This is a genomic window from Pseudomonas sp. D47, from assembly GCF_045447305.1.
In the GTDB taxonomy this organism is placed as follows: Bacteria; Pseudomonadota; Gammaproteobacteria; order Pseudomonadales; family Pseudomonadaceae; genus Aquipseudomonas.
Map to the genome: position 1 here is coordinate 136,928 of NZ_JBJGXU010000002.1, position 16,249 is coordinate 153,176.

The 16,249-nt window shown below is 61.4% G+C and carries 12 protein-coding genes and 1 riboswitch; of the genes, 6 read left to right on the forward strand and 6 right to left on the reverse strand.

The window, feature by feature from the left end; genetic code table 11:
- Window positions 1–35 precede the first annotated feature (35 nt).
- On the reverse strand, window positions 36–1,895 hold the full coding sequence (locus ACI77I_RS03485) for an O-antigen ligase family protein (RefSeq protein ID WP_406996967.1): 1,860 nt from the start codon (window positions 1,893–1,895) through the stop codon (window positions 36–38).
- 159 nt (window positions 1,896–2,054) lie between these two features.
- Between ACI77I_RS03485 and msbA the strand changes: the two genes are divergently transcribed.
- The 3 genes from msbA (at window position 2,055) to ACI77I_RS03500 (ending at window position 6,431) form a co-directional block, all read left to right on the forward strand.
- Window positions 2,055–3,860: a lipid A export permease/ATP-binding protein MsbA gene (gene msbA, locus ACI77I_RS03490; RefSeq protein ID WP_094952891.1), complete on the forward strand. Its 1,806-nt coding sequence runs from the start codon at window positions 2,055–2,057 to the stop codon at window positions 3,858–3,860.
- Window positions 3,861–4,078: 218 nt separating this feature from the next.
- The gene (gene hldE, locus ACI77I_RS03495; RefSeq protein ID WP_242154081.1) at window positions 4,079–5,503 is read left to right on the forward strand and encodes a bifunctional D-glycero-beta-D-manno-heptose-7-phosphate kinase/D-glycero-beta-D-manno-heptose 1-phosphate adenylyltransferase HldE; all 1,425 of its coding nucleotides are present in this window, start codon (window positions 4,079–4,081) and stop codon (window positions 5,501–5,503) included.
- Window positions 5,496–6,431 carry an NAD-dependent epimerase/dehydratase family protein gene (locus ACI77I_RS03500; RefSeq protein WP_094952888.1) on the forward strand — a complete coding sequence of 312 codons (936 nt, stop codon included), beginning with the start codon at window positions 5,496–5,498 and terminating at the stop codon, window positions 6,429–6,431. The genes hldE and ACI77I_RS03500 overlap by 8 nt, the downstream gene beginning before the upstream one ends.
- 136 nt (window positions 6,432–6,567) lie before the next feature.
- Here the strand turns inward: ACI77I_RS03500 and ACI77I_RS03505 are convergent, their stop codons facing one another.
- The 4 genes from ACI77I_RS03505 to ACI77I_RS03520 are packed head-to-tail and all read right to left on the reverse strand — an operon-like array spanning window position 6,568 to window position 9,953.
- Window positions 6,568–7,536, reverse strand: a complete 969-nt coding sequence (locus tag ACI77I_RS03505) for a metal ABC transporter ATPase (protein WP_094952887.1) — start codon at window positions 7,534–7,536, stop codon at window positions 6,568–6,570.
- Window positions 7,537–7,577: 41 nt separating this feature from the next.
- Window positions 7,578–8,390, reverse strand: a complete 813-nt coding sequence (locus ACI77I_RS03510; protein WP_406996968.1) for an aldo/keto reductase — start codon at window positions 8,388–8,390, stop codon at window positions 7,578–7,580.
- On the reverse strand, window positions 8,387–9,562 hold the full coding sequence (locus ACI77I_RS03515; protein WP_406996969.1) for an NAD(P)/FAD-dependent oxidoreductase: 1,176 nt from the start codon (window positions 9,560–9,562) through the stop codon (window positions 8,387–8,389). The genes ACI77I_RS03510 and ACI77I_RS03515 overlap by 4 nt, the downstream gene beginning before the upstream one ends.
- A 55-nt stretch (window positions 9,563–9,617) precedes the next feature.
- On the reverse strand, window positions 9,618–9,953 hold the full coding sequence (locus ACI77I_RS03520; RefSeq protein ID WP_094952884.1) for a multidrug efflux SMR transporter: 336 nt from the start codon (window positions 9,951–9,953) through the stop codon (window positions 9,618–9,620).
- 103 nt (window positions 9,954–10,056) lie between these two features.
- Here ACI77I_RS03520 and ACI77I_RS03525 point away from each other — a divergent pair, with 103 nt between their 5' ends.
- Both ACI77I_RS03525 and waaA read left to right on the forward strand, forming a co-directional pair.
- Entirely contained in the window at window positions 10,057–10,947 is an 891-nt protein-coding gene (locus ACI77I_RS03525) for a LysR family transcriptional regulator (protein ID WP_094952883.1), read from the forward strand.
- A 23-nt stretch (window positions 10,948–10,970) separates the two neighbouring features.
- Entirely contained in the window at window positions 10,971–12,248 is a 1,278-nt protein-coding gene (gene waaA / locus ACI77I_RS03530) for a lipid IV(A) 3-deoxy-D-manno-octulosonic acid transferase (protein WP_406996970.1), read from the forward strand.
- 120 nt (window positions 12,249–12,368) lie between these two features.
- Here the strand turns inward: waaA and ACI77I_RS03535 are convergent, their stop codons facing one another.
- Window positions 12,369–13,808, reverse strand: a complete 1,440-nt coding sequence (locus ACI77I_RS03535; RefSeq protein ID WP_094953735.1) for a TolC family outer membrane protein — start codon at window positions 13,806–13,808, stop codon at window positions 12,369–12,371.
- Between the two features lie 196 nt (window positions 13,809–14,004).
- Window positions 14,005–14,110, forward strand: a riboswitch (TPP riboswitch).
- A gap of 148 nt (window positions 14,111–14,258) precedes the next feature.
- Between ACI77I_RS03535 and thiC the strand changes: the two genes are divergently transcribed.
- Window positions 14,259–16,163, forward strand: coding sequence for a phosphomethylpyrimidine synthase ThiC (gene thiC / locus ACI77I_RS03540; protein WP_406996971.1), 1,905 nt, complete (start codon window positions 14,259–14,261; stop codon window positions 16,161–16,163).
- Window positions 16,164–16,249 lie beyond the last annotated feature (86 nt).

Sequence of the window (16,249 nt, forward strand, 5' to 3'; positions counted from 1 at the left end):
TGTGCGCCCCAGCCCTGGGGCGCACAGGCTTGCTGTTAGGCGCCGGGGCGCGCGAGTGTCAGCACTTGCTCACGCAGCTTAACCGTGGCTTGCGGCGAGGCTACTGACGCATAGCCCTTGGCCAACTGTTCAAAATGGGTTTCGAACAACCAGCTGCGGTCCTGCGGGTAACGCTGCATGTGCTTCAGGTTGCGCTGGCGCAGCGTGTTGCGCAGTGCTGACGGGTAAATGCGCATGTCGGCCACGTCGATCAGCCCGAACTCACCATCTTCCAGAAGCAGGACATTGCCCAAGTGCAGCGAGCGGAAGTACACGCCGCGTTCGTGCAGCTGTGCCATGAACCGGCCAAAACGTTCGATCAGCGACTCTCGCAGGCTGGCGTCCAGGCTTTGCAGCGCCTGGCGCAGGGTCAGGCCCGGCAGCGGCCGATAACGCACGGCGCTGCTGCCATCTTGCAAGCTGTACAGGTCGAGGATAGGCGGCGAAGCAATACTCAATTGCTGCAGCTGTTCGCTGTTGCTGGCGAAGCGCTCCGAATAGGGATTAAACCGGCCGGAGGTGTACCAGCGGCGCGCCCTGAACAGTTTGAGGAAGCTGCCGTCCTCCAGGCGTAGCACCTTCGGGCCCAGACCATCCTCCTCGATGACGTGGGCACCGTTGCACAACGCTTCAAAGGCCTGTGGCTTGGGCGTTGCTACTGGCATGCGCAGCAGGCTGCGGCGGCGTTGGGCGATGCTCAGGCCGGCGATCAGTGCCAGTGGAACCCACAGCAAAAACCAGTGCTCCTTGGGCCGCGACAGAATGCCACCGCCTTCGGTCAGGCCGGCGCCGATGCCGTAGGCCAGCAGTGACGATGCCAGGATAAACAGTGGCTGCGCCCGCTCTTTGAGGCTTTTGTACAAGCCCCAGCCGAGCATGAAGAGCCATGGGATAAAGCCGATGATGCCGACGTAATACAGCACGCCCAAGGCAAAGCTGTGGGGCTCGCGAAGTGTCCCGTCGTAGTTCGCAGGCTGCACGTAGAGTTCGGAGTCGTAGCTGTGGCCGATCCATGGATGATCAGCGATACGGCCCAGAATGATGCGCCAGATCTCCAGGCGGAATGAGCTGCCGCGTTCGGTAATCAGTTGTGGGTAAAACAGCAGCAATGCGGCGGCCGCCGCTATCAGGCCTGCAACCATCAGCACCGAACGACGATTGCGGCTGAGCAAGCCCATCCAGAGCACCGCCAGAACCAGCGCAACCAACGGCGTCCTGGAGCCTGTGGCCAGCACTGCCAGGGTCATGATTGCCAGGGCGGGAACGCTGAGCCAGAGCATGTGCAAGCGTTTGGTGGTTACACAGACGTACAGCCAGTACACGCAGAAAAAGCCGAACAGGTGCGAACTGAGCAGCGGGTTGTCGAGGGCGCCCAGGCCGCCGATCATGCGCATGCCCGGCTCAAAACCTTTGGCGAACGCCACAAGGTTGCCCAGGCACACCACCAGTGCAATCACCGCGGCACTGAAGAAGACCGGCTTGAACAGCTCGTTGCGGTAATGCAGCAGCAACCCGCAGCCAGCAAACAACATGAACGTTTGCAGCGGTACCTTGAACAGGTTGGAGTCGCCGGTAGGTTCAGGGCTCCACAGCACGGTGGTCAGCGCCCAGGCGCAAAATGCCAGGAGGGCGACCACTAAGGGCTCACGCAGCAACTCTTTGAGTTCCTGGGGGCGCAAGCACAGCAGCAGCAAGGTCGGGACACTGAAGAAACCGTAGTAGAACCGGTGCATTACATTGCGATTAGTGACGTAGAACAGCGAGCTCAGCAGCAACAATAAGCCAATGGGCAAAATCCATAGGACCACGAAGTCGAAAACGCGATTTGAGCCATAAGTAAGGCGCTTGGAGTGCATACAGAAAAGCCATTCCAGAATAGAGAAAGCCGACCATCTTAAAGTAGTGGCTATATAATGTCGTCGGTTGGATCCAACCGGGCCGAGGGTCATGCCGGGTGCAAGTACAACAGAGAAGCTGTGCTAAAGTCAGCCTCCTTTTTCAAAACGCCGCGTGATATGACCGACTCCAGTCCGAGCGCAAGCCCTTCGAGCTTGAAAATATACTTCCGCCTGCTCATGTACGTTAAGCCCTACGCTGGCTTGTTCGCGTTGAGTATCGTCGGATTTCTGATTTTCGCGTCGACCCAGCCCATGCTGGGGTACATCCTCAAGTACTTCGTCGACGGTCTGTCCAACCCTGAAGCGGTGCTGTTCCCCAACGTACCGTTCCTGCGTGACCTGCAATTGCTGCAAGCCGTGCCGTTGTTGATCATTCTGATCGCAGCCTGGCAGGGCCTGGGTTCGTTCCTGGGCAACTACTTGCTGGCCAAGGTCTCTTTGGGCCTGGTCCACGACCTGCGGGTGCAGTTGTTCAACAACCTGCTGACGCTGCCCAACCGCTACTTCGACAACCACAACTCCGGGCACCTGATTTCGCGCATCACCTTCAACGTGACCATGGTCACGGGGGCGGCGACCGATGCTATCAAGGTGGTGATCCGCGAAGGCATGACGGTGATCTTCCTGTTTGCCTCGCTGCTGTACATGAATTGGCGCCTGACGCTGGTGATGATCGCTATCCTGCCGTTGATTGCAGTGATGGTCAGCACGGCCAGTAAGAAATTCCGCAAGCAGAGCAAGAAGATCCAGGTGGCCATGGGCGACGTGACCCACGTGGCTTCGGAAACCATCCAGGGTTATCGCGTGGTGCGCAGCTTCGGCGGTGAAGTCTACGAGGAGAAGCGCTTCCTCAAAGCCAGCCAAGGCAACACCGACAAGCAACTGCGCATGACCCGCACCGGGGCGATCTATACCCCGTTGCTGCAACTGGTGATCTACACTGCCATGGCGGTGCTGATGTTCCTGGTGCTTTACCTTCGCGGCGACGCTTCGGCCGGTGACATGGTGGCTTACATCACCTTGGCCGGCTTGCTGCCCAAGCCGATCCGCCAATTGTCGGAAGTCAGCTCGACCATCCAGAAGGGTGTGGCCGGCGCTGAAAGCATTTTCGAGCAGTTGGACGAAGAGCAGGAAGTCGACGGCGGCACCCTCGAGCGCGACAAGGTCAGTGGCCGGCTGGAAGTGCGCAACCTGAACTTCACCTACCCTGGCACCGAACGCCATGTGCTCAAGGACATCAGCTTTACCGCTGAGCCTGGGCAGATGATCGCCCTGGTGGGCCGTTCCGGCAGCGGCAAGTCGACTCTCGCCAGTCTGATCCCGCGCTTCTACCACCATGAAAGCGGCGAAATCCTGCTGGACGGCGTAGAGGTTGAGGATTACAAGCTGCTCAACCTGCGCAAACACATTGCCCAGGTAACGCAGCATGTGACCTTGTTCAGCGACACCGTGACCAACAACATCGCCTACGGCGACCTGGCCGGCGCGCCGCGTGCGGACGTTGAAGCGGCGGCGGCGGATGCCTATGCCAAGGACTTCATTGACCAGTTGCCAAAAGGCTTCGACACCCAGGTCGGTGAAAACGGCGTGCTGCTTTCCGGTGGCCAGCGACAGCGCCTGGCAATCGCCCGGGCCTTGCTGAAGAACGCGCCGCTGTTGATTCTCGACGAGGCCACCTCGGCCCTCGACACCGAATCCGAGCGGCACATTCAGGCGGCCTTGGACAAAGTCATGCAGGGCCGCACTACCCTGGTAATCGCGCATCGCCTGTCCACCATCGAGAAGGCCGACTTGATCCTGGTGATGGACGACGGTCGAATTGTCGAGCGCGGCACCCACGGCGAGCTGCTGGCGCAGAACGGCTATTACGCCCGCCTGCATGCCATGGGCCTGGATGCCCCCGTAGCGGCCGATATTACTTAAAGGCCTTTGTGGGAACGGGCTTGCCCGCGATAACGGAGTGTCAGTCACCGAATGTTTCGACTGATTCAGCGCTATCGCGGGCAAGCCCGCTCCCACAGGTGTTCATCAGCGGATTCACTCCCGTGTCTGCCGCGACATCTTCTGTCACGCCCTCCACAAGCCTCCTGTAACCCTGTGCTAATATCGCGCCCCTGTTCATTTTGTATGTGGGTTGCTCCATGAAGTTGTCCATGCCGCGATTCGATCAAGCCCCTGTCTTGGTGGTGGGCGATGTCATGCTCGACCGTTACTGGCATGGCGGTACCTCACGGATTTCCCCTGAGGCACCGGTACCGGTAGTCAAGGTCGAGCAAATCGAAGACCGTCCAGGTGGCGCTGCCAACGTTGCCCTTAATATTGCCGCCCTCGGTGCCCCGGCCTCCTTGGTGGGTGTGACCGGCGACGACGAAGCCGCCGACAGCCTGGCTAACAGCCTGCGCGGTGCCGGCGTGCGTGCGCTGTTCCAGCGCATTGCCCATCAGCCGACCATCGTCAAGCTGCGGGTCATGAGCCGTCACCAGCAATTGCTGCGTATCGATTTTGAAGAACCCTTCGCCACCGACGCCCTGGCCCTCAGCGACCAGGTCGACAGTTTGCTCGAAGGCATCAAGGTGCTGGTTTTGTCCGACTACGGCAAAGGCGCCCTGAAGAACCACCAGATGCTCATCCAGGCCGCCAAGGCCCGCAACATCCCGGTACTGGCTGATCCCAAGGGCAAGGACTTTTCGATTTATCGGGGCGCCAGCCTGATCACGCCAAACCTCAGTGAGTTCGAAGCCATCGTCGGTGGTTGCGCCGATGAGCACGAACTGGTGACCAAAGGCGCCACGTTGATGGCCGACCTCGACCTGGGCGCCTTGCTGGTGACCCGTGGCGAGCACGGCATGACCCTGTTGCGCCCGGGCCATCCGGCGATGCACCTGCCGGCGCGTGCCCGTGAAGTGTTCGACGTCACCGGCGCCGGTGACACCGTGATTTCCACCCTGGCCGCCTCGATCGCCGCCGGTGAGGAATTGCCCCACGCCGTGGCCCTGGCCAATCTGGCCGCGGGCATCGTGGTCGGCAAACTGGGTACTGCGGCCATCAGTGCACCTGAGCTGCGGCGCGCTATCCAGCGTTCCGAAGGTTCCGAGCGTGGAGTGCTGACTATCGAGCAGTTGCTGCTGGCGATTGACGATGCGCGCGCACATAACGAAAGCATTGTGTTCACCAATGGCTGTTTCGACATCCTGCATGCCGGTCATGTGACGTACCTGGAACAGGCGCGCGCCCAAGGCGATCGCCTGATCGTTGCGGTCAATGACGATGCTTCGGTCAGCCGGTTGAAAGGCCCGGGCCGCCCGATCAACAGTGTCGACCGACGCATGGCAGTCTTGGCAGGTTTGGGCGCGGTGGACTGGGTGATCAGCTTCTCTGAAGGCACCCCGGAAAACCTGCTGGCCCAGGTCAAGCCGGACGTGCTGGTCAAGGGCGGCGACTACGCCGTCGACCAGGTCGTGGGTGCCGATCTCGTCGGCGCCTACGGTGGTAAGGTCAAAGTGCTGGGGCTGGTTGAAAACAGCTCGACCACGGCCATCGTCGAGAAGATCCGCAACAATGAGTAACGCTGATAAGTGGGTCCTGATCACCGGCGGTGCCGGCTTTATCGGTTCGCACCTGGTTGATGCCTTGCTCGCCAGCGGCTACGCCGTGCGGGTGTTGGATGACCTGTCCACCGGCAAGCGCAGCAATCTGCCGCTGGGCAACCCGCGCGTACAACTGATCGAAGGCAACGTGGCCAATGCCGAGCTGGTGGCGCAAGCCGCCGTTGGCGTGACCGCCGTGGTGCACTTGGCGGCAGTGGCCTCGGTACAGGCGTCGGTGGATGACCCGGTGAGTACTCACCAAAGCAATTTCGTCGGCACCCTGAATGTCTGCGAGGCCATGCGCAAGGCAGGGGTCAAGCGGGTGGTGTATGCCTCCAGTGCGGCGGTGTATGGCAACAACGGCGAGGGCGATTCGATTGACGAAGCGACCACCAAGGCGCCGCTGACACCCTACGCCTCCGACAAGTTGGCCGGTGAGCACTACTTTGACTTCTACCGCCGCCAGCATGGCCTGGAGCCGGTGGTTTTCCGCTTCTTCAACATCTTCGGGCCACGCCAGGATCCGTCATCGCCGTATTCCGGGGTGATCAGTATCTTCAGTGAGCGCGTGCAGCAGGGTGTGCCGATTGCCGTGTTTGGCGATGGTGAGCAGACCCGAGACTTCATGTACGTGGAAGACTTGGTGGATGTGCTGGTGCAGGCCATTGAGGCACCTGAAGCACCGCTGGGTGCGATCAACGTCGGCTGGAACCGTACCACCACGCTTAAGCAGGTGTTGCAGGCGCTGGAAGAGGTGGTGGGTCAGTTGCCCGCGATCACTTACGGGCCGGCGCGCTCGGGGGATATCCGGCATTCGCGGGCGAACAATCAGCGGCTGCTGGCGAGTTTCAAGTTGCCTGAGCCTACTCCGTTGAAGGTTGGGCTGGAGCGGTTGCTCAACGGCTGAGCACCAGATCATTCCCACGCTCTGCGTGGGAATGCATCCTGTGACGCTCGGCGTCACATTGCACAAGCGCTGACATCAGGGCGCGGAGCTTCCGGGGCGGCGTTCCCACGCAGAGCGTGGGAACGATCGACGGGTATCAGCCCTTGGCTTTTTTCTTCGGCACAATCTTGCGCAACATCAGCCGCGCCTTGCCAGTCAGGCGCTTGAGCTTCGACTCCTTCTCAGGCTCAGCCAGCCCTTGCTGCCTCAGCCAATCCTTCCAACGAATCCGCTCATCGCGCACTAACCAGCCTTCCTGTTGGGCAAAACTTTCGGCCAGGTACAGGCCGCGGGTACTGGCCGGATACAGCTGGTCTTTCTTCACCGTGTACAGCTCAGCCAACGGTTGGCCGTCTTTTAGCGGCATCAGATACAGGTCCGGGCGCTGACGGTTCAGGCGCGCCACCAACTGGTCGCCTTCGAGCCGCTCATCCACGTGAAACAGGCTGAGGGATTTGGCTTCCTTAGGCACCTCAAGACGCAAGTCATAAATCAATTGCAGCGACGCGGTCGGCAGGTGCACATAAGCCCGTGGGCGTTCGATCAATTGCATGGTCGCGCAGCGCACCGGGCGTGCGGCGCCCGACAACGGGCTCAGGCGAAATGGCAGGGCTTCGCGGTAATGCAGGGCGGCGGAGTAGGGCGCCGGTAGCCACGTGTCGTTGAAGCGCCCGCCCAGCCAGCCTTCTGGCGTTTCCAGCAAGCATTCTTCGGCAATTTCCTGGATGGCGGTGTGCAGCGGCAGGTTCAGCTCATGGGCGGGGACGTAGCCGGAGATCAGCTTGAGCACCACATCGCCACGGTCCTGGCGGCGTTGGCGCACCAGCACCCAGTAATCCTTGTTTTGCCAATGCAGGGTCAGGCGCACCGACACGCCGAGGTTCGCCAGTTCCAGGGCGAAACGCTCGGGGTCTGCCACCTCCACCGGCTTGCGCCGTTGCAGGGTCTGGGCAAAGTTGAGCGGCATGCCCACGCTCTGGTAACTCAGGCCTTCGGGGGTGGCTTCGACGTGCAGCGGCAGTGTTTTAAAGTTGCTGGGGTTTTTTCTAATGAGCGTGCGCGGCATGTCGGCTCCTTCTTGCGACGGGGTCGGCCGCGTGGGCGGCATCAGAGTTGACGAATGACCTTGGCAGCGGTCGCCACGTTATGGGCCAGGTGCAGCGGATTAATGGTCCCGACAATAGCACTGGCGACGCCCGTTTGCGCAAACAACAAGATGAAACTGGCTTGAATTGGATCCATTCCTGGCTCCAGGCACACGTGGCCGCTGGCCAGGGCCTTTTTCACCAAAATACCCTTGCCGTGTGCGGCTGCATAATCAATGACGGCTTTCTCGCACCGTGAGTTCAGATTGTAGGTGACCATGGCGCAATCGCCTTGTTCCAGAGCCTTCACGCCGCCTTCGACGGTTTTACCGGAGAAGCCGAAACCGCGAATCTTGCCCTCTTTTTTCAGCTCCGCCAGGGTCTGGTACACCTCGCAATCGTTGAGGATATGCAAATCGTTGCCGTCGGAGTGCACCAGCACCAGGTCGATAAAATCAGTTTCAAGTCGTTTCAAGCTGCGCTCGATCGACATGCGGGTATGGGCGGCACTGAAATCGTGATGGGACACGCCATCGGCAAACTCTTCGCCGACCTTGCTGACGATCACCCAGTGCTTGCGTTGGCCGCGTAGCAGCGGCCCCAGGCGTTCTTCGCTGCGGCCATAAGCCGGTGCGGTGTCGATCAGGTTGATGCCCAGCTGGCGGGCCTGGCGCAGCAACATTCGTGCTTCATCGTCATCCGGAATCTGGAAGCCGCTGGGGTATTTCACCCCTTGATCGCGGCCCAGCTTCACGGTGCCCAGGCCCAGTGGCGACACCAGCAAGCCGGTGCTGCCCAGCGGGCGATGCAGGTCGTGCAGGGTAGGCAGGCTCATGGCAACAGTTGCTCCCAGGCAGGTTGGCCCAGGGCCGGTTTTGGCAGTTCGGGCAGGGCTTCGGTAGCACGTGGGCGGATGCCGTCGCGTTCCAGGGCGCTGAGCACGCGGTCAGCGAAGTCCGGCGCCAGCGCCAGTTTGGTCGGCCAACCCACCAACAGGCGGCCCTGCTCGGCGAGGAAGGCGTTGTCGGGGCGGGACAGACCTGATTGCAGCGGCTCGGCACGGTCGACGCGCAGGGTTGCCCACTGGGTTTGGCTCATGTCGATCCACGGCAGCAAGTGCGCCAGCTCTTTTTGCGCAGTGGCGATCTGTTCTTCAGGTGTGCGTGCCACGCCATCGGCTTCAGCGATGTCGCCGCCCATGTACCACACCCAGTTGCCATCGGCGGCCGGGTGGGTGGTGATGGTGAGGCGCGGCTTGGTGCCGCCGCCCAGGCAGTGCGCGTACAGCGGTTTGAGGCCCGGGCCTTTGGCGATGATCATATGCAGCGGGCGCTTTTGCATGGCTGGCTGGCTGAGGCCCAGTGCACTCAGCAGATCAGCCGTGCCGCCACCGGCGCTGAATACGATGCGCTGGGCGCGGATCTCGCGGCCATCCACCTTCAAGCCGACCAAGGTGTCGCCTTCCAGCAGCGGTTCGATGTGTTGCCCGGCGAGCAAACCGTCACCGGCCAATTGCGCCAGGCGTTCGATCAGGCTGGGCACATCCACGACCAACTCCGCCAGGCGATAGACCTTGCCCTTGAAGCGGCGGTCTTGCAGGGCCGGCGGCAACTCATCACCTTTGACTTGGTCGACACGGCCACGCACGGCTTTGCTGGCGAAGAAGCTGGTGAGGTTGCCGGCGAGGGTGCCGGGCGACCACAGGTAGTGGGCCTCGGACAGCAGGCGCACGCCGGACAGGTCCAGCTCGCCGTTACCGGCCAGGGCTTCGCGCCAGCGGCGCGGCATGTCGGCAATCGCTTCGGAGGCGCCGGTGAGGGCGCCGTGCAGGGCGTATTTCGCACCGCCGTGAATAATCCCTTGGGACTTCACGCTTTGCCCGCCACCCAAGGTGGCGCTTTCCACCAACACCGTGGAAAACCCCTGGCTGCGCAGGCGCGCATTGAGCCAGAGGCCGGCAACCCCGGCGCCGACAATCAGAACGTCGGTGGACATAACGGATGGCATGGGCGACCTCAGTGTTCAAGACAAGAGGCGCAGTATACAGGCTGTTGAGCGGTGATCAGTGCCCGGCGGTTTTCGAGAACAGCTGAATCACCACCACGCCCAGCACAATCAGGCCCATCCCCAGCATCGCCGGGATATCCAGCTTCTGGCCGTAGATAAACAGCGCGGCGACACTGACCATCACAATCCCCAGTCCTGCCCAGACCGCGTAGGCGATGCCCACCGGCACCGTGCGCACCACTAGGGTGAGCATCCAGAACGCTATGGCATACCCCACAATCATCAGAAGCAATGGGATCGGCGTGTTCAAGCCCTTGACGGCTTTCATGGAAACGGTCGCGACCACTTCCGAGCAAATGGCAATGGCCAAATAGAGGTAAGCGACATTCATGGGGTAATCCTCGGTGCGATGCGTGCTTGATAAGGTCGGCATTCTAACGCTTGGAAAGATGGGGTAAAGTCATTACCTATCCGATTTAAAGATGGGTTGAGCCATGAGCGTGCAGTGGAACCTGGAACAGATGCGCCTGTTTGTCAGTGTCGCCGAACAGCGTTCATTTTCGGCGGTGGCACGCGACCAGCGCAAGGCGCAATCGGCGGTGAGCAATGGCATTGCCCTGCTCGAGGCCGACCTTGGGCTGAGCCTGTTCGACCGTAGCAGTGGCCGCCAGCCGCGCCTGACCGAAGCCGGCAGTGTGTTGTTGGAAGAAGCCCGCGAAGTGTTGCGCCAGTGTGAGCGGCTCAATGGCCGCGCGTTGTCGCTGACGCGCGGCGAGGAAGCCTGCCTGCGTCTGGCCCAGGACGAAGCCATGCTGTTCCAACCGGTGCTCGACAGCCTTGAGGCGCTGGCCGGGCGATATCCACTGCTGGAAGTGCAGCTGTCCAGCGCCGCTCAGGGCGATGTGGCGCGCAAGTTGGTGGAGCGTAAGGCTGACCTGGGCTTGCTGTTCTATCACGACCAAATCCCCGAAGCCCTTGAGCGGCGTGTGGTGGGCAGCGTGGAAATGGTCACGGTGTGCGGCGTGAATCACCCGCTGGCCAAGGAGAAGTACGTGACGTGCCAGCACTTGGCGCAGTTCCGCCAGTTGCTGATGTCGACCCAGACCAGTGTCTACCCCGGCAGTGAAGCCGCCAGCCCGCTGGTGTGGCGCGCCGACAGTTTCTACGTGTTGGCCGAATGGCTGATGAGTGGGCTGGGCTGGGCATGGCTGCCGCGGCATATCGTGCAGTACCCCACTTATCAACAACAAATGGTTGAACTGGACAGCGAATGGACGCCGCCTGCGCTAGTCGTGGAGCTGGTCTGGCGCCGTGACGAACACCTGGGCCCCGCTGCGCGCTTCCTGGCCGAACGATTTGCCGAGTGCTTGCAGGCGATTGACTGAAAAAGCCGATAAACTCCGCCGCCATGAATAGAACTCTCTACAGCTGTCTGTTTTACCTGGCGCTGCCGCTGGTGGCTTTACGTTTGTGGCTGCGTGCGCGCAAGGCGCCGGCCTATGCCAAACGCATCGGCGAACGCTTTTCCTACGGCCTGCCGGTCATGCAACCCGGTGGGATCTGGGTGCATGCCGTGTCGGTGGGCGAAAGCATCGCCGCCGCGCCGATGATTCGCGGGCTGCTGGCGCGCCATCCGACGTTGCCGATTACCGTCACCTGCATGACGCCCACCGGGTCCGAGCGCATCCAGGCGCTGTTCGCCAATGAGCCGCGCATTCAGCACTGCTACTTGCCGTACGATTTGCCCTGCGCCGCCAAGCGTTTTCTCGATCGCGTGCAACCCAAGCTGGCGGTGATCATGGAAACCGAGCTGTGGCCTAACCACATCCACGCTTGCGCCCAGCGCGGCATTCCGGTGGCGCTGGCCAACGCGCGGTTGTCGGCGCGTTCGGCCAAAGGCTATGCGCGGTTCGCCAAACTCACCGCGCCCATGCTGTCTGAAATGAGCCTGTTCGCGGTACAGACGCACACCGAAGCCCAGCGTTTCCTGAGCCTGGGCGCGCGCCCGGAAACCGTCGAAGTCACCGGTTCGATCAAGTTCGACCTGACCATCGACCCCGAGCTTGCGGTGCGCGCCGCCGCGTTGCGTGAGCAATGGGGCGCCAGCGAGCGCCCGGTGTGGATCGCGGCCAGCACCCATCAAGGCGAAGACGACGTGGTGCTGGCTGCCCATCGCCAGCTGCTCGACAGCTATCCCAATGCGCTATTGATTCTGGTGCCGCGCCATCAGGAACGTTTCGGCCCGATGTTTGAATTATGCGCGCACCAAGGATTTGCCACGGTGCGCCGTTCCAGTGGTGAGCCCGTGACCGCGTACACCTCGGTGCTGCTCGGCGACACCATGGGTGAGTTGCTGTTTCTCTACGCCCTGGCCGACAGCGCCTTTGTCGGCGGCAGCCTGGTGCCCACCGGCGGGCACAACCCGCTGGAGCCGGCAGCGCTGGCCAAGCCTGTGATCATGGGGCCGCACCTGTTCAACTTCCTCGAAATCAGCGCGATGATGCGCGAGGCGGGGGCGTTGCGTGAGGTGGATGATGCAGACGGTTTGGCCGAGGCCGTGCGGCAACTGTTCGAGCTGCCGCAGGATGCGCGCAAGATGGCAGAGGCGGGGCTTGCGGTGATGCAGGCCAACCAGGGCGCGCTCAAGCGCTTGCTGGATGGCTTGGACAGGCTGATCAATCACTGACCCAACCTGATCCAAATGTGGGAGCTGGCTTGCCTGCGATAGCATCACCCAGGTGTAACTGATACACCGCGGTGCCTGCATCGCAGCCAAGCCAGCTCCCACATTGGTTTTGCGCTGTGCTTAGTAGCCGGGGCGGGCCTTTAGCTGCTCGGCGGCCGCTTTGGCCAGGTCAGGCGGCAGGAAGTCCTTGTCCGGGTTGTAATCCGCCTTGAGGTAGCGCGACAGGTCCTGCAAATCCCCTGGGTTCAACGTGCCCGCGGCCTGCTTCAAGCGCAGGTTGTCGAGGATGTAGTCGTAGCGGCTGTTGTTGTAGTTGCGCACCGACGAGTAGAGCTGGCGCTGCGAGTCCAGCACGTCGACGATGTTGCGCGTGCCCACCTGATAACCGATCTCCGTGGCTTCCACCGCGCTCTGGTTCGAGATGATTGACTGGCGGCGTGCCTGTACCTGTTCCACATCGGTGTTCACCGCGCGGTGCAGGTTGCGGGTGTTTTCCACCACTTGGCGGCGCAGGCCTTCGCGTTGCTGCTCGCTCTGATCGAGGCGCGAATAGGATTCGCGCACTTGCGAGCTGGTGAGGCCGCCGCTGTAGATCGGGATGTTCAGGCGCAGGCCGATGGTGCGTTGCGATACATCACCGCCGTAAGGGATCGGCAGTTGGTTGGGGTTGCTGAAACCCAGCGCGTCGTTGTCACCCTTTTCGTATTGCGCCACGGCGTCGAGGGTCGGCAAATGGCCAGCCTTGCGCTGGCGCAGGGTTTCTTCGGCGGCGGTGACCGCGTAGTTGCTGGCCAGCAGGTTGAGGTTCTGGCGGCCGGCGGTTTCGACCCAGGCCTTGGCGTCATTCGGCGCCGGCGGCAGCACCGGCAGCGTGTGCACGATGCCCTGGATGGCGTTGTACTCGCGGTTGGTCAGGGTGATCAGCGCTTCGAAGGCGTCGTCCACCTGGCGCTGGGCGACGATGCGGTTGGCGCGCGCGGTGTCGTAGCTGGCCTGGGATTGCAGCACGTCGGTCTTGTCCGACAGGCCCACGTCAAAGCGTTCGTTGGACTGGTCGAGCTGGCGCTTGAAGGCGTTTTCTTCGGCCTTGGTCGAGGCCAGGTTGTCCTGGGCGCGCAGCACGGCGAAGTAGTTCTCGGCGCTTTGCAGGATCAGGTTCTGTTCGGTAGCCGACAGTTGCAGGGAGGCTTGTTCGTTGACGGCTTCGGCGGCTTGCAGCTGGAACCAGCGGTCGGCGCGGAACAGCGGCTGGCTCAAGGTCGCACGCCAGGAGTGGGCGTCACGGTTGGCGGTGGCCGCCGGTTGGTTGATCTGGGTGCGCACGTTGTTGCTGTCGGCGCCGGCCGACAGGTTCGGCAGCAAGCCGGCGCGGGCCTGGGGCACCACTTCTTTTTGCGCGCCATATTGGGCGCGGGCGGCGGCCAGGTCGGCGTTGTTGTTCACCGCTTCTTGGTAGACGCTGACCAAATCGGTGTTGGCGGACAAGGGCGCTTCAGCTGCCCAGACCATTCCATTGGTCGCACAAGACACGGCAAGAGCCAGTGAGAGTTTGCGCAGCATGAGGCGATCCCTAGTGTGAATATTACGGCGATAATTTAGCGCCCAAGGCTAAGGCTGGCCATTCCTGGCGTCAAGCATTGTGGCAGTGCCCGAGTGTAGTGGCGCTGACCCGGCGCAACAATCCCGCAATCACGCCATTCATCACGCTGAATGCACCGCTATTGGCAATTTGCCCACGCCATGGTCTAGACTGGCCGCGTTCTTGTCGGGGTGCCTTGTTGGAAGGCTGAGATCGGTAAATACCGGATCCCGTTGAACCTGATCAGGTTAGCGCCTGCGTAGGGAACAAGATTTCTCGTCACCCGGCGAGTCCTCTTGTGCTTCGTCCGGGATGTTGTTCGACAATCGAACAGCTCTTGTGCGTCAAGCACAGCACTGGTTTCAGTGCGTCCATCCGTCACAGGTTCGCTCCGACAAAAATCCACCACCTGGATAGTTGGAGAGCCCGTGATGAGCACAGAAATAAAAAGTACAAAACTGAAAAACACCGTGCACTTGAGTGAGTCGGCCAAGGTCGATTCCGGTTCCGTGCAGCCGTTTACCCGCTCGCAAAAAATCTATGTGCAAGGCACTCGGCCAGACATCCGCGTACCGATGCGGGAAATCAGTCTTGACGTGACACCCACCGATCTCGGTGGCGAAATCAACGCCCCCGTGGTGGTCTACGATACCTCCGGCCCTTATACCGACCCGAACGTCATCATTGATGTGCGCAAAGGCTTGGCCGATATCCGTTCGCCATGGATTGAGGAGCGCGGTGACACCGAGCGCCTGGCAGGCCTGAGCTCCCACTACGGTCGGGAGCGCCTCAACGATCCGGAGCTGGCGTCGCTGCGTTTTGCCCACTTGCAAAACCCTCGCCGAGCCAAGGCCGGCGCCAACGTCAGCCAGATGCACTACGCGCGCAAAGGCATCATCACGCCGGAGATGGAATTCGTCGCCATCCGCGAAAACATGAAGCTTGAAGAAGCTCGCGCCAACGGCCTGCTTGAGCAGCAACACCCTGGCCACAGCTTCGGCGCCAGCGTGCCGAAAATTATCACGCCCGAATTTGTACGCGAAGAAATCGCCCGTGGCCGCGCAATCATCCCGGCCAACATCAACCACACCGAATTGGAACCGATGATCATTGGCCGTAACTTCCTGGTGAAGATCAACGGCAACATCGGCAACAGCGCCCTGGGTTCGTCCATTGAAGAAGAAGTGGCGAAAATGACCTGGGGGATTCGCTGGGGTTCGGACAACATCATGGACTTGTCCACCGGCAAGCACATCCACGAAACCCGCGAGTGGATCATCCGCAACTCGCCAGTGCCGATCGGTACTGTGCCGATCTACCAGGCCCTGGAAAAAGTCGGCGGCGCCGCCGAAGACCTGACCTGGGAGTTGTTCCGCGACACCCTGATCGAACAGGCCGAGCAGGGCGTTGACTACTTCACCATCCACGCCGGCGTGTTGCTGCGCTACGTGCCGCTGACCGCGAAACGCGTCACTGGCATCGTGTCCCGTGGCGGTTCGATCATGGCCAAGTGGTGCCTGGCGCACCACAAAGAGAACTTTGCCTACACGCATTTCGAAGAAATCTGCGAAATCATGAAGGCCTATGACGTTAGCTTCTCCCTCGGCGACGGCCTGCGCCCTGGCTCGATTGCCGACGCCAACGACGCCGCGCAATTCGGTGAGCTGGAAACTCTGGGCGAACTGACCAAGATCGCCTGGAAGCACGACGTGCAAACCATGATCGAAGGCCCCGGCCACGTGCCGATGCAACTGATCAAGGAGAACATGGACAAGCAGTTGGAATGCTGCGACGAGGCGCCGTTCTACACCCTCGGCCCGTTGACCACCGACATTGCGCCGGGCTACGACCACATCACCTCGGGCATCGGCGCGGCGATGATCGGCTGGTTCGGTTGCGCCATGCTCTGCTACGTCACGCCTAAGGAACACCTGGGCTTGCCGAACAAGGATGACGTGAAGACCGGGATTATCACCTACAAGATCGCCGCACATGCGGCCGACTTGGCCAAGGGGCACCCGGGTGCGCAGATTCGCGATAACGCCTTGAGCAAGGCGCGCTTCGAGTTCCGCTGGGAAGACCAGTTCAATCTCGGCCTGGACCCGGACACGGCGCGGTCGTACCACGATGAAACCTTGCCGAAGGACTCGGCCAAGGTCGCGCATTTCTGCTCGATGTGTGGGCCGAAATTCTGCTCGATGAAAATCACCCAGGAAGTGCGTGAGTACGCGGCCAACCAGCGTATTGAAGCGGTGGATGTGGACGTGGCCAAGGGCTTGGCCGAGCAGGCGCAGCGGTTCAAGCAGGAAGGTAGCCAGTTGTACAAGAAGGTCTGACACCCACGATCGTTCCCACGCTCTGCGTGGGAATGCATCCCGTGACGCTCCGCGTCACAAAGGCGGACGCAGAGCGTCCATAGCGG